Origin of the sequence: Streptomyces ochraceiscleroticus (genome assembly GCF_000720485.1) — a bacterium.
Lineage (GTDB): Bacteria > Actinomycetota > Actinomycetes > Streptomycetales > Streptomycetaceae > Streptomyces > Streptomyces ochraceiscleroticus.
On the sequence record NZ_JOAX01000046.1, the window covers coordinates 1 to 13,691 of the forward strand.

At 68.9% G+C, this 13,691-nt stretch carries 8 protein-coding genes; 5 read left to right on the forward strand and 3 right to left on the reverse strand.

The genetic code is table 11. The annotated features are described in order from the left end of the window. The 3 genes from IG84_RS0135505 to IG84_RS0135515 form a co-directional block, all read left to right on the forward strand. A partial coding sequence (locus tag IG84_RS0135505) for a DUF6531 domain-containing protein (protein ID WP_245659716.1) occupies window positions 1-1,716 on the forward strand: 1,716 nt, incomplete at its 5' end. After that, the gene (locus tag IG84_RS0135510; RefSeq protein WP_281179406.1) at window positions 1,716-4,337 is read left to right on the forward strand and encodes an RHS repeat-associated core domain-containing protein; all 2,622 of its coding nucleotides are present in this window, start codon (window positions 1,716-1,718) and stop codon (window positions 4,335-4,337) included. The genes IG84_RS0135505 and IG84_RS0135510, both read left to right, overlap by 1 nt. Before the next feature lie 27 nt (window positions 4,338-4,364). Beyond that, on the forward strand, window positions 4,365-5,378 hold the full coding sequence (locus IG84_RS0135515) for a hypothetical protein (protein WP_031067016.1): 1,014 nt from the start codon (window positions 4,365-4,367) through the stop codon (window positions 5,376-5,378). Window positions 5,379-6,733: 1,355 nt separating this feature from the next. Here the strand turns inward: IG84_RS0135515 and IG84_RS41400 are convergent. After that, window positions 6,734-7,234 (reverse strand): hypothetical protein, encoded by a 501-nt coding sequence (locus IG84_RS41400; protein WP_157849001.1) that lies wholly within the window; start codon window positions 7,232-7,234, stop codon window positions 6,734-6,736. A gap of 1,947 nt (window positions 7,235-9,181) precedes the next feature. Between IG84_RS41400 and IG84_RS0135530 the strand changes: the two genes are divergently transcribed. Both IG84_RS0135530 and IG84_RS0135535 read left to right on the forward strand, forming a co-directional pair. Then, the gene (locus IG84_RS0135530) at window positions 9,182-9,997 is read left to right on the forward strand and encodes a PP2C family protein-serine/threonine phosphatase (RefSeq protein ID WP_031067022.1); all 816 of its coding nucleotides are present in this window, start codon (window positions 9,182-9,184) and stop codon (window positions 9,995-9,997) included. Between the two features lie 64 nt (window positions 9,998-10,061). Then, on the forward strand, window positions 10,062-11,051 hold the full coding sequence (locus tag IG84_RS0135535; protein WP_037801328.1) for an MASE1 domain-containing protein: 990 nt from the start codon (window positions 10,062-10,064) through the stop codon (window positions 11,049-11,051). A 135-nt stretch (window positions 11,052-11,186) separates the two neighbouring features. On the opposite strand, the gene aspA is transcribed toward IG84_RS0135535, so the two are convergent. Then, window positions 11,187-12,596, reverse strand: coding sequence for an aspartate ammonia-lyase (gene aspA, locus IG84_RS0135540; protein ID WP_031067028.1), 1,410 nt, complete (start codon window positions 12,594-12,596; stop codon window positions 11,187-11,189). A gap of 56 nt (window positions 12,597-12,652) precedes the next feature. Next, window positions 12,653-13,669, reverse strand: coding sequence for an asparaginase (locus IG84_RS0135545; RefSeq protein WP_031067030.1), 1,017 nt, complete (start codon window positions 13,667-13,669; stop codon window positions 12,653-12,655). Window positions 13,670-13,691: the final 22 nt, after the last annotated feature.

Genomic DNA, 13,691 nt, shown 5'->3' on the forward strand with positions numbered 1-13,691 from the left:
AAGGGCCGCGAAGCCCGCGCCGACCTGAACGCCGCCCAGGGCCGGCTGGACTCGACCACCGACTGGGTCAAGACCGCCACCGCGAAGACGAAGGCGTACAACGACGCCAAGGGCCCCGAGGCCCCGGACGAGTCCAAGGTGCGCGCCGCCACCCGCAACGCCCAGCAGGCCAACTCCGCCCGCAGCGACGCCCAGGGCGCGGTCGATACCGCCCAATCCGCCCTGGACGCCGCCAAAGCCATGGCCCAGGAGGCCAAGGAACTACGCGAGGACGCCGCCCGCGTCTGCCAGGACAAACTCGACGAAGCCTCCGACGCCGGCATCCAGAACCGCCACTGGTGGGAGGAGGTCGCCCACTTCGTCACCGAGAACTGGGACACGATCGTCTCCGTCTGCAAGGTCATCGTTACCGTCGTCGGCATCGTCGCGATGATCATCGGTGGCCCGATCCTCGCCGCCATCGTCGTCGTCGCGGCACTGGTCGTGCTCGCCGACACCCTCATAAAATTCAAGGACGGGAAAGCCAGTCTCTTCGACGTCGGCCTGGCCGCCCTCGACTGCATCCCCGGCATGAAGGGTCTGACCACTCTCGCCGGAGCCGCCAAGGGCATCAAGGCCGCAGCGAAGGGCCTGCGCGCCGGCGGGCTGCGCAACGGCCTGCGCTCCGGCAAGGACCTGCTGAAGAAAGCCAAACCGGCCAAGGGCCGGTGCCTTAACGGCGACCCGATCGACATGGCCTCCGGCGAAATGCTCATGCAGGAGACCGACGTCGTACTGCCAGGCGTGCTGCCGCTCGTCCTGCAGCGCACCCATCTGTCGACCTACCGCTGGGGCCGCTGCTTCGGCGAATCCTGGGCCTCCACGCTCGACCAGCGCCTGGAACTCGACGGAGAAGGCGCCGTCTTCGCCACCGATGACGGGATGCTCCTGGCCTACCCCGCTCCCCAACCCGGTCGGCCCGTCATGCCCGCAGCAGGCCCGCGCTGGCCGCTGGAATGGGACGGCACGCCCAACAGTCCGATCACCATCTCCGACCCGCAATCCGGCCTTACCCGCAGCTTCGCGGCGCCTGTGGCGAGTGCTGGGAAGGAGGGCCAGGCCGATTCCCCGGAGCAGCGGATTCTGCTTCTCCAGTCGATCACCGACCGGAACGGCAATGAGGTCACCTTCGAGTACAACGACGCCGGGATGCCGGCAGCGGTGCGGCACACCGGCGGCTATCACATCGCCGTGGACACCGCCGACGGCCGGGTCACCGGCCTGCGCTTCCTCGGCTCGGACGAAGCACCCGACGGCTCCCGGATCCTGAGCTACGCCTACGACAGCGACGGCAACCTCGCCGAGATCTACAACTCCTCCGGCGTGCCGTTCCAGCTCACCTACGACGACGACGCACGCATCACCTCCTGGACCGACCGCAACGGCTCCTGGTACCGCTTCATCTACGACGGAGAAGACCGCTGCATACGTGGTGAAGGCATCAATGGGATTCTCAGTTGCGCCATCAGCTATGACACCGACCACCGGATCACCCGGTACACGGACTCCCTCGGCCGCACCACGACATTCGAGCACAACGAGGCGTACCGACTGATCCGGGAGACCGACGCGCTCGGCCATTCACGCCTCCAGGACTGGGACGACGGGGACGCCTGGTCGCCACCACGGACGCGCTGGGCCACACCACGCGCGTCCAGTACGACGCGTGCGGCCTGATCACCTCCGTCCTCGGTCCGGACGGTCAGGAGAGCACTTCCACGTACGACGAGGCCGGCCGGCCGGTAGGGATCACCGGAGCGGACGGTGCCGTATGGCACCAGGAGTTCGACGAGCACGGCAACCGCACCGCCGTCACCGATCCGACCGGGATCACCGTGCGCTTCTCCTACACGGCATCCGGCCTGCTCGAGTCGATCATCGACGCCTTCGGCCACACCACCGAGTTCCGCTACAACCGGGCCGGCCTGCCTGTGGAGGTCTCCGACCCACTGGGTGCGGTCACGCGCTGCGAGTACGACGCGATGGGCCGCCAGTCGGCGCTCACAGACCCGTTGGGCAACACGACGCGGCTCGAGTGGACCGCTGATGGACGGCTCGCCCGCCGTACCCACCCGGACGGCACCAGCGAGTCCTGGACCTACGACACGGAGGGCAACTGCACCACGCACACGGACCCCTCGGGTGGCGTCACGCGCTTCGAGTGTGGAGTCTTCGACCTCCCCACGGCCCGCACCACCCCCGACGGTGCCCGCTTCACGTTCGCCCACGACACCGAGCTGCGACTGACCGGGGTCACCAACCCCCAGGGCCTGACGTGGAGCTACAGCTATGACGAAGCAGGTCGTCTGACCTCCGAGACGGACTTCGACGACCGCACCCTCACCTACACCTACGACGCCGCGAACCGCTTCATCTCCCGGACGACCCCGCTCGGGCAACTCATCAGCCACCACCTCGATCCGGCCGGCCGCATCCTGGCCAAGGACGTCGACGGCGAACGCACCACGTACACCTACGACGCCGCCGGACACCTCACCCGGGCGACCGCTCCTTATTCGGTCCTGGAGCTCAGCTACGACGCTGCGGGCCGCGTCCTGTCCGAAACCGTCGACGGGCGCGCCACCCGTTTCGGCTTCGACGCCATGGGACGCCGCACCCACCGCACCACCCCCAGCGGCATACGCACCGAGATGACTCTCGATGCCGCCGGCCGCCCCACGGCCATGAGCCTGGCAGGCCACCACCTCGACTTCACCCGCGATGCACTGGGCCGCGAAACGACGCGCACCATCGGCCTGTCCACCGCGCCCCTGAGCCTCGGCACCTCCTGGGATCCACGTGGTCGGCGGACCAGCCAGCAGGTGACAGTCCCGGGCCGCACGCTGCGCTCGCGCGACTACGCCTACCGGGGCGACGACAACCTGATCGGCGCCATCGACCACGTCACCGGTGAACAGCGGCGGATGGATCTCGACCCGGTCGGCCGACCGCTCCAGGTCACGGCCGACGGCTGGACCGAGTCGTACGCCTACGACGCGGCCGGTAACCAGACCGCCGCCCACTGGCCCGACGCCGCACCGCACTCCGAGGCCCGCGGCGAGCGCAGCTACAGCGGCACCCGAATACGCTCCGCCGGTGCCATCCGCTACGAACACGATGGCGCCGGCCGCACCGTCCTGCGGCAACGGACCCGGCTGTCGCGCAAACCCGACACCTGGCGCTACGAGTACGACGCCGAGGACCGTCTCGTCGCCTGCACCACACCCGACGGCACTCTCTGGCGCTACAGCTACGACCCGCTGGGCCGCCGCAACGCCAAGCACCGCATGGCCCCCGACGGCGAAAGCATCGAGCAGACCATCCGCTTCACCTGGGACGGCACGAACCTCGCCGAGCAGGCCGACACCGCCACCGGCATCGTCACCACGTGGGAGTACGACGACGATGAGCATCCGTTGGCTCAGCTCGAATGCCGGTCGCGAAACGGTGAATTGAGCCAGGACGAGGTCGACCGCCGATTCTTCGCCATCGTCACCGACCTGGTCGGCGCCCCCACCGAACTCGTCGGTGAACACGGCGAGATCGCCTGGCACGCCCGCACCACCATCTGGGGCGCCATCGCCTGGAACCGAAACGCATCGGCCTACACTCCACTCCGTTTCCCCGGCCAATACGCCGACCCCGAGACCGGCCTGCACTACAACTTTTTCCGCCACTACGACCCGGACACCGCCCGCTACACCACCCCCGACCCCTTCGGCCTAGCACCGGCGCCCAACCCCGTCGCCTATACGACGAACCCGCAGACCTGGAGCGACCCGCTCGGCCTGGTCCCGAAGTCCTGCCTGCAGGACAGGTACAAGTGGGATGGCAGCGTCCGATTCGGGAAACTGGACGACCTCGGCCGGCCCACGGGTGTGTGGGCGTCGTTGCGCAAGGAGATGCTCGACACCGGAACGGAAGCCGGAGCGACCCGGACGCCGGGCTGGCGAGGTAACGGCACCCTCTTCAACGAGGCGCGCGGCCATCTACTGGCCAACCGCCTGGGCGGCCCCGGTACGGGCCCCCTGGCGCGACACAATCTCGTCACCCTCACCCAGAACCCGACCAATACCCCCGACATGAAGGGCCTCGAAGCCCAAGTTTACAATGCGGTCAAGGGCGATCCCGCCAATGGCATTCCAGGCCAGAACGTCCAGTACTCGGTGAAACCGATTTACGAGGGAACCAATCCCATCCCGATCCAACTCGAAATATCAGCATTCGGAGATCGCGGATTTAAGCTGACGGATGTGCTGGAGAATCCCGCTGCAGGCGTGCGGACGGCTGTGATGTGATGAGACCGTCTTGAAGAAAGGATGACGATGACCCGGACCACCCCGCCACGGCCCCTGGACATCGAGCAGATCTTCCCCGAGCTGGTAGCCCACCGTGCGACCAGTACCCGCCTCCATCCCCGGCCCGGAGCTCCCAAATACCACGACAGCTCCATCGGCGGGCCGCTGTTGTGGCCGGCGGACGAGCCCTGGCCCACGTGCCACCATGCGCACCCGCGCAACCGCGGCCGGCGAGTACCCGATGTGTACCGCGAGCGGGCCATGCTGCGCGAGGCGGAGAATCTTGCTCCTGGAACCAGTTTCACCGAAGAAGACCGGGCACTGCTGGCCACCCTGCGCGAAGAACACCAGATCCCTGATCTCGGTGAGACCGCGCCGGTCCCGCTGTTGCCGGTGGCCCAGTTCTTCACCAAGGACGTTCCCGGGCTGGAGGCACCGCAAGGTACCGACCTGGTACAGGTGTTGTGGTGCCCCTTCGATGGACACGGCCGGCAAGGGACGGTCGCCGTCGACGTGCGGTGGCGCGACTCCTCACGGTGTGAGGAGGTCCTGGCGACTCCCCCGCTCCCGGAGGTCGTCGGATTCGACGGCTACGTACCCGAGCCCTGCACCATCGCCCCCGAACAGGTCATGGAGCACGAATACATCGAACTCCTCGACACCGACCTGCAAGAGCGCATCGAAGAATGGGAGATGCAGCTTGAGGAGGAGGCCGAGGATGATGAGGAGGACATCCTCAGCTACCAGGGCGACCTGTCCATCGCCCCAGGGTGGAAGGTCGGAGGCTTCGCGGCGTGGAACGTGACCGGCCCGGCCGAGATCACCTGCTCGTGCGGCAGTCCTTTGCGGCTCTTCCTCACCATCGCCACCTATGAATGGGGCGGCGTCGTCTCCAGCTGGACCCCGCTGGAGGACCGCCAGGCTTCCAGCCCCCAGGACAACAAGCACCCGACGGAGGTCCGCCCTGGCAGGGACGGCGCGTTGAACATCTTCGCGTGCGCGGCCGACCCCCGGCACGAGCACCAGATCGTCCTGCAGTGACCTGACCGCCACCGCTTTCACCGGCGCCGAACCTCGCCCCCCGATGCTCTTCCTGGCATTGCCGAGCTGCTTCCGCCTGCGGTGCTCCGGACCCTGGGTCAACTGGCGGTTGCCGCCCGGCCGCCATCGCGAAAGACCTGCTCGCGCCGGGCCTGCGCATGACCGGTGTGAGGCGGCATCAGCAGACGGAGCGCGGCCGTGTGTCCGAGCTTCGCCGGGGTCGTCGGCTGGGAGTACTTCAACGCACAACCGGGCAGCACGGCAGCGCCGTGGGAATGGGCGGCGGAGATCTCCAACGCACTGTCCGGGAGGGGTAAGGCGCCCGGAGCGCCCAGCAGGCCGCCCTGCCGGCCCCGCGGTCATCGCCCCGCACACCATTGCATCCCCAAGAAGGCGGTGGTCAAGACATTTGGATGGCGTGGTCCTGGCGGGGAGGTCAGCAGAGGTGGGGCAAGCGGCTCCGCTCCTGGTCAGAGCGGTGACGGAGGGCTACCCGTGTGCAGGCAGACTTCACTCCCCTCGGGCCCCAACGCCGACAACGGCAAGCGAATCCCGGCGGGCCATCAGCCGAATCCGCATGAGCGGTTCCCCGCTGCCGGTCGGAAGCATATGGGGGTGTCGACCTCCATGGCCACGAAGGCATACAGCCTCGTCAGCGTCGCAGTGTCGATGTGAAAAAGTCCAGGGCGAGCAGTCCGGAGGGCCTGGGAACGCAGGAATTGACGCCACGTCGGCCCCGTGCCGGGTCCGCGCCGAGGGGCGGGGGCCCAGGCCGGCGTCGCGCAGGAGGCGCCGATGCGGTGGCCGAGGCGGTGCAACTCGCCCTGGATGCGAGTCGACCACCAGGTCGGGTTCTCCCGGGCCAGGCGCAGGATCAGTGCGGTGAGCCCTCCCAGATCGGCGAACGTCCGGCCCGTGCGGACTTCTTCCTCCACTTCCAGCGCAGCAGCGTGCGGTACCAGGTGAGGAGGGTGCCGGGGTGGCCAGGCGGTGGCGGCGCCACTGGCCCGGGAGGTGCCGGTCCAGGGCGGCGAGCACGGCTGGCTCCGGCCACGTGAAGCGCGACCGGACGCCGAACTGTCGGCGCAGCACCGCGTTCTCGTGGCGGAGCGCAACGAGCTTCGCGTCCTTGGCCTCCCCCTGCGGGAAAGCAGCAGGAGCAGTCCGATGAGCCGGAGGAAGATCAGACAAACCATGCGCAGAGCCATGCAGTCCGAGCCCGCCGTGATCGCTGGGTGCTGCAAAGCACCTGTTCAGAGGCTACGCGTGGCTTGCGGCACCCCACAACTGTCTTCCGTTTCCCGAACCGTACGGGCAAACCCCGCCACTGAAGGCCAGTTCGCAGCCGATACTCATCAGCACTTCTCGTCGAGGAAATACTGCGCCATCTCGACTTCCTCCCCGCTTGCCTCGTCACCAGCAGCGTCTGCCATCTCATCTCCAACCACCGTGGCCCCATCCTCAGCCAGGCGGTCGCACACCAGTGTCTGCTGTGAAGGGGCAGTGCCCTCCCACGCCTCGTCCCACACCGTCTCGTCGCGAGCTCGATCCAGAATCTCGTCCTTATGGCCTGTGATGACGTCCTTCACAACCTCGGTGTACTCGTTTGAGGTCAGTCCTTCGCACTCGGAGTCATCGGATGCGTCACGAACCTCGTCGTTTTCGTAGTTGCGCTCCAGCAGAGCCCTGCAGTCAAAGGCGTCATAGGTGCGCGTTGCCGACGCGGAGGGTGAGACCGACTCTCCTCCGCTGTCTGTGCTGTTGCATCCTGCAAGCAAGAGCGTCGCCGCCCACACAATCCCGGCCGTAATCAGCAGCACTAGGACCGATTGCCGGATTTCTGTGACGGCATTCATGATCATTGCACCTCTCGCCTTGAATCCAGTGTGTGCTCTATTGGCAGATACCCGAGGCGCTGGCCTGCTGCAATCTCTCGGTGCCCCTCAGTTCAACCGCCTATTAGGGGGCGCCATGGGTGATCCACGATGCGCTCGCATCGGACGACCGGCAGTACTGGTGCAGTCGTTCTTGACGACGGCAGCGGCCAGTGAGCGGCCGACGCCGAGGTCGTTTGCGTACGCCTGGCGGCGATCTGCGTTCAACTGCGCGGCATTCCTTGGCCCGTTACCGGCTGGCGCCCCACAAGCTGCGTCGTTACGCGGCCCTTAAGCCCGGCCGCAGTCACCGCACCGCACGGCCTGCTTGTTGGCCAGCGCCATCGACGAGGAGCTGGCCACAGCAGTGGGGCGTGGCCGCCCCGGGTTCCGCTCGCGGCGAGCAATCCGTGGTGCCGCTTCGATGCGGTGCGCGGCGGGTGCCGAGAACCGAGCGGCTTCCGCGCGCTGCGCATCGGAGATGATGCGAAAGGGCCGTCCCCAGGCAGGCCTGGCGCCATTGGGCGGCGCGCTGGCCGCTGAATACCCAGCTCTGCGGATCTGCGGCAGTGCCGGGCGGAGAGGAGCGCCGGCCGACAGTGGGGGGATGGTTCCACCCATACTCCAGCATGACGCCGGTGACGAGTCTCTGCCTCTCGGCGGTGCCTCCGCGTCCCCGCCGAAGGAATCGACGCCTGCGGGGACCTGCCAGTCAGACGCGGAGCTCGGCTCCATCGGCTAGCGTCAGAGTCGCCCCCTAGCCTGGCAGACATCCGGATTACGTTCGGTCCCCCTTGTCCGGGTGGTGCTTCCGGGTGTGTTTGCCGACCTCGGCAGGTGACCTTGCGTAGTCACAGTAGGAGCAGCTGACCCACCCGGCGTTCCGGAGGGCGGCGTCGCGAACAGAGTGGTCAGGCCCGAAGCCATGGTCGGCGAGAAGACGAGGAATGGACGCGTCGTAGCGAACCGCCATCAGCGCGGTTTCGGCGGTACGGTCGTGCCCTTGCACGAAGAACTTTCCGCTGCTCGTCTCCTTCCCGCAGCCGCACCAGCAAGTGCCGCTCGGGACAAGACGAGCATTGTCATTGCCCGGCATGCATTCAAGGTAGCGGCCCAGGACTTGCCTTCAAGGGTTCGCGACAAGGGAAACGTCTCGCCTGAAGGAAAAACCTCCCGGCCGCCGACAGTCCCCGCCCAGACGAAGCTCCCCTCCCCCCTCAGGCAGCGGAGGGGTGTCGGCGCTCACTCGCCGTCGTACTGGAAACTGCCCGGCTGCTCACACCAGCCGTCCTCAGCGCGCCGCCGGGGCCCTGCTCTGATGCTCCATTGTGTTGCCCGTAGTGGGTATGGGAGCCTGCCCAGTTCCTGGGCATCGCCATCCTGAACCGGCTGATTGTCCACGCACCCGCGAGGTCTGCCAGCGGTCCACCCAGCAGCCCCAAGACCAAGTTGTCCCAGCACCCGCGGGCACCTGCCTCCGTCGAAGCCAAGGCGAGTGCTGCCGGCGTGACCACGTGAGGCCGCTGCCTGGGCCCGGAGAGCGTCCTGCGCTCGGTGTCCCGAGAGCTACGAGTATCCACCGTAGTGATCAGTAGCGACGCCTCGGGCGTGGGCAGCGCGGCGAGGTCGGTCAGGTCTTGTTCGGCGAGGCGCATGTGGGACATCGGACGTCGGATGTCGTCGGTCATTACGTGAGAGTCCGGGTGGCAGGGATCCGAGCCCGAGTGCAGCAAGGCCACATCGGCAGGCGCCCCGCGGGGGAACTGCACTACGATCGAGCATGAGGGCTGCTCAGGGGCCTTCTCCACCCTGGGCGGGGTCCCTGACCGGCAAGGGGACACGGAGCCCGGAGCCCGGGAGGAAGGCGATGTTCCGCCGTTCGCGTGGTCTCGGGTGGCGGCTCATGGTCCGAGGTACCTCGGAGGGTCAATGTCCCGGCATCGTTCTCATCGGCCCGCGAGCGCCGACGACCTGCTGGCGGAACTCGGGCGGCTCACGACCCAGGCGCTGGAACGGGCGGAGCTGCAGCGGGCCCGGATCGAGCTGGCCGAGGCCCTGCAGCGCGAGATGCTGCCGGACTCCCTCCCTGAACTGCCCGGGCTGCGGGCGGCCGCCCGTTATGCACCCGCCCGGGACGGCCTGGACATCGGCGGCGACTGGTACGACGGCTTCCGGCTGCCGGACGGGTCGCTCGGGTTCTCGATAGGTGACGTCCAGGGCCACGACGTGGAGGCGGCGGCCTTCATGGGGCAGGTACGCATCGGCCTGCGCGCGGTGGCCGCGTTCACCCCCGACCCCGGCGAGGTGCTCAGCCGCACCAACGACCTGCTCGCGACGTTGGACAGCAGCCTCTTCGCGACCTGCACCTTCCTCCGCTTCGACCCGGCCACCCTGGAGCTGTCGGGCGCCCGCGCCGGCCATGTCCCCACCGTATGGGCGACAGCCGACGGGCAAGGCGGCATCACCCCGGACGAGGGAGGCATCCCCCTGGGCATCACGCCCGGTGAGAGCTTTCCGGTCACCCGTCACCGGCTGTCAGCGCCGGGAGCATGTGTCCTGGTCACGGACGGAGTACTGGAGGGACCGGCCTTCCCGATAGAGGCCGGGCTGGAACACGTGCTGCGGATCGTACGGGTCGGGGTGGGCAGCCCCCCGGATGAGCTGGCGGCCGAGGTCATCACTGTGGCCGACCTGACCGGGCACACCGACGATGCGGCGGTGCTGGTCCTGCGCCACGACGGGTGAGCGACCGAGCGCGGCCCCGCGTGTCCCGGCCCGCCTCGGGCACGGGTCGTTGTCTCATGGCGACGTGGTGCGATCCGAGGGCTTGCGACGCCCGGCGGCGACGGGGCTCATGATCCTCGTCGTCACCGTCGCGTACGCCGCGACCGGGAAACTCGGCCTGCTGGAACAGGTAGTGATCGCGGGCGCACGCGTCACGCCGTTGTGGCCGCCCACCGGCGTGGCCCTGGCCTGCCTGCTGCTCGCCGGCGTCCGCGTCTGGCCCGGGATCGCCCTGGGCACGCTGCTGATCATGGCGACCTTCGGGCCGCTGACCCCCGCCGCCCTCGCGATCGTCTTCGGCAACACGGCGGGCCCGCTCTGCTCCTATCTGCTGCTGCGGCGCGCAGGCATCCGCACCGGGCTCGACCGGTTGAACGACGGCCTGATGCTGGTCTTCGGCGGCCTCGCCGGGACGCTGATCAGCTCCGGGGTGGGTAGCGGAACGCTGCTGCTCACCGGCCAGGTTTCCGCGAACGAGTTCTGGCGCGCTTGGTCCGCGTGGTGGACCGGGGATGCGATGGGAGTACTGGTGGTCACACCGGTACTGCTCAGCCTGCACGCCGCCCGGCCGCTCAGGGAGAAGGACCTGCAGGAGTGGGCCGAGCCCGCGGTGTTGCTGGCCGCCACGGCGGCCGTCACGACCGCCGTCACCAACATCTCGCTCCACCTGCTGTTCCTGGTCTTCCCACTGCTGATCTGGGCTGCGCTGCGCACCCGCCTGGTCGGCGCCGCGCCGTGCGTGCTGCTGCTGTCCGTGCTCACCGTGGTGGCGATGACCCAGCGCCGCGGGCCGTTCGCACATCAGAGCATCGTCGAGAACATGATTACCCTGCAGGCGCTCAACGGCGCAGCCTCACTGACCACGCTGCTGCTGGCGGCCGTCGTCGCCGAGCGGGAGAACACGTACCAGAAAATCGAGCAGGCATGCACCGTCCTCACCGAGGTGGTGTCCAGCCTCGCGCCGTCCCGGACGCGCGGCCTCCGGCCACCGCCCGGCGAGCAGGCCCCCGACTGACCGCACGCCTCCCAGGACGGCCGTCAGGGGCCCACGTCATTCCGCTCCGCAGTGCGGACGAGTCCACCGCTCCAACGGACAGCCCGCCCCTGCGCGGCCCGGCCTCCAGCCCCGCCCGCAGCCCGGCGCGGCAGGTCAGGCCAGGGGTGCGCCGTTGCCCGCGAGGACCTCGGGCCGCAGCAGCGCGGCGAGCTTCTCGGCCGGGAGCAGGCCCTTCTCCAGGACGAGCTCGGCCACGCCCCGGCCGCTGGCGAGGGCCTCCTGGGCGATGTCGGTGGCGGCCGTGTAACCGATGTGCGGGTTCAGGGCGGTCACCAGGCCGATGGAGTTCTCCACAGTCGCGCGCAGCACCTCCGTGTTGGCGGTGATACCTGCCACGCAGCGCTCGGCAAGGGTGAGGCAGGCGGCGCGCAGGTGCGTGATGGACTCCGACAGGGAGTGCAGGATGATCGGTTCGAAGGCGTTGAGCTGGAGCTGCCCGGCCTCGGCGGCCATGGTGATGGTGACGTCGTTGCCGATCACCTCGAAGGCGACCTGGTTGACGACCTCGGGGATCACCGGGTTGACCTTGCCGGGCATGATGCTCGAACCGGCCTGCACCGGCGGCAGGTTGATCTCGCCGAGGCCCGCGCGCGGCCCGGACGACAGCAGGCGCAGGTCGTTGCAGCTCTTGGAGAGCTTGACGGCGATGCGCTTGAGCACGCCGGACATCTGGACGAACGCGCCGCAGTCCTGGGTGGCTTCGACCAGGTTGGCGGCGGTGACCAGGGACAGCCCGGTGATGTCGGCGAGGTGGCGGCGGGCCGACTCCGCGTATGCCGCGTGGGCGTTGAGGCCCGTACCGATCGCGGTCGCGCCGAGGTTGATCTCATGGATCAGCTCGACGGCCTCGGCGAGGCGGCTGCGGTCCTCGTCGAGCATGACGGCGTACGCCGAGAATTCCTGCCCGAGGGTCATGGGTACCGCGTCCTGGAGCTGAGTACGGCCCATCTTCAGCACGTCGCGGAACTCGACGGCCTTGCCGGCGAAGGTGTCCTGGAGGACGGCCATCGCCTTGAGCAGGCCGCGCACCGCGAAGACGGTCGCGATCTTGACGGCGGTGGGGTAGACGTCGTTGGTGGACTGGCCGAGATTGACGTCCTCGTTGGGGTGCAGGTGCTGGTACTGCCCCTTGGCGTACCCCAACAGCTCCAGCGCGCGGTTGGCGATGACCTCGTTGGCGTTCATGTTGGTCGAGGTGCCGGCGCCGCCCTGGATGACGTCGACGACGAACTGATCGTGCAGCTTGCCGTCGCGGATCTCGCGGCAGGCAGCGACGATCGCGGCCGCCTTCTCGGGCTCCAGAAGGCCGAGTTCCTCGTTGGCGAGGGCGGCGGCCTCCTTGACGGCGGCCAGGGCGTCGATCAGGTGCGGGTAGGCGGATATCGCAGTGCCCGTGATGGGGAAGTTCTCCGTGGCGCGCAGGGTGTGGACGCCCCAGTACGCGTCGGCGGGGACCTCACGGTCTCCGAGCAGGTCGTGTTCGCTGCGGGTGGCGCCGGTCATGGCTGTACGGGTCCTCTTCCTGAGGTGAGTGAGTGAGGTTCTGGGCATGCGCCGGGTTACACGGCGGTGGCCACGACCGACGGGTCCAGCGCAGGTACGGGCCGTACGCTGCCGACGGGCCGGCCACCGCCGAGCATCGGTTCCCCCGCGAACCCGGTGAGCAGCTCCGGGTCGACGCCCGCCCGGGCCAGGGCGGCCGCGGCGACCGGGATGCGCGCCCGGTTCGCACCGTCGGCGATCTTCACGGCGATGGCGCTGCCGGACGGCAGCGCGGCGACCTGGACGCCCTCGAAGCCGTCCTTGGCGAGCAGCCCGGGAACCGCACGCATCAGCGCGGCCACGTCCCGTCCGGTGCCGGAAGCCATCTCTGCGTGCTCGCGCATCGCATGCGCCACGCGTGCCTCGGGGGTGCCGGGGGCTGCGGTGGTGATGCGGGCGGCGGCGCGGGCGAGGCCGTGCAGGGATACGGCGAACAGCGGAGCGCCGCAGCCGTCGACGGTCACCTGCGCGACGCGCTGACCTGTGAGGTCCTCGACGGTCTCGGCGATCGCCGTCTGGAGCGGGTGGGCGGGGTCCAGGTAGCTCTCCAGCGGCCAGCCGTTGAGCAGGCAGGTGTAGAGCATCGCGGCGTGCTTGCCGGAGCAGTTCTGGGCGAGCCGGGAGGGCGGGCGGTTCTCGCGGATCCAGGCGTCGCGGACGGCCGGGCCGTACGGCAGGTCCGGGACGTTGCGCAGGTCGTCCTCGGCGACGCCGGCCTGCTCGAGGATCCGCCGGGTGCCGGCGAGGTGGCGTTCCTCGCCGGAGTGGCTGGCCGCGGCCAGGGAGAGCAAGTCGCCGTCGAGCGGGAGCCCGGCCCGCACCATGGCGACGGCCTGGACGGGCTTGAGCGCCGAGCGCGGGTAGAAGGCGGCCTCGATGTCACCGAGCTGGAACCGGACCTCGCCGTCGGCGCCCAGGACGGCGGCGGAGCCGTAGTGGATGCCCTCGACCACCCCGCCTCGGACGACATGGGCGACGGGAGCGTGGCGGGGTGCGCGGATCGCCGGTGCGTCCGCGAGGGAACTGCTGTACATGACTGTCTCGATCACTGCTGTG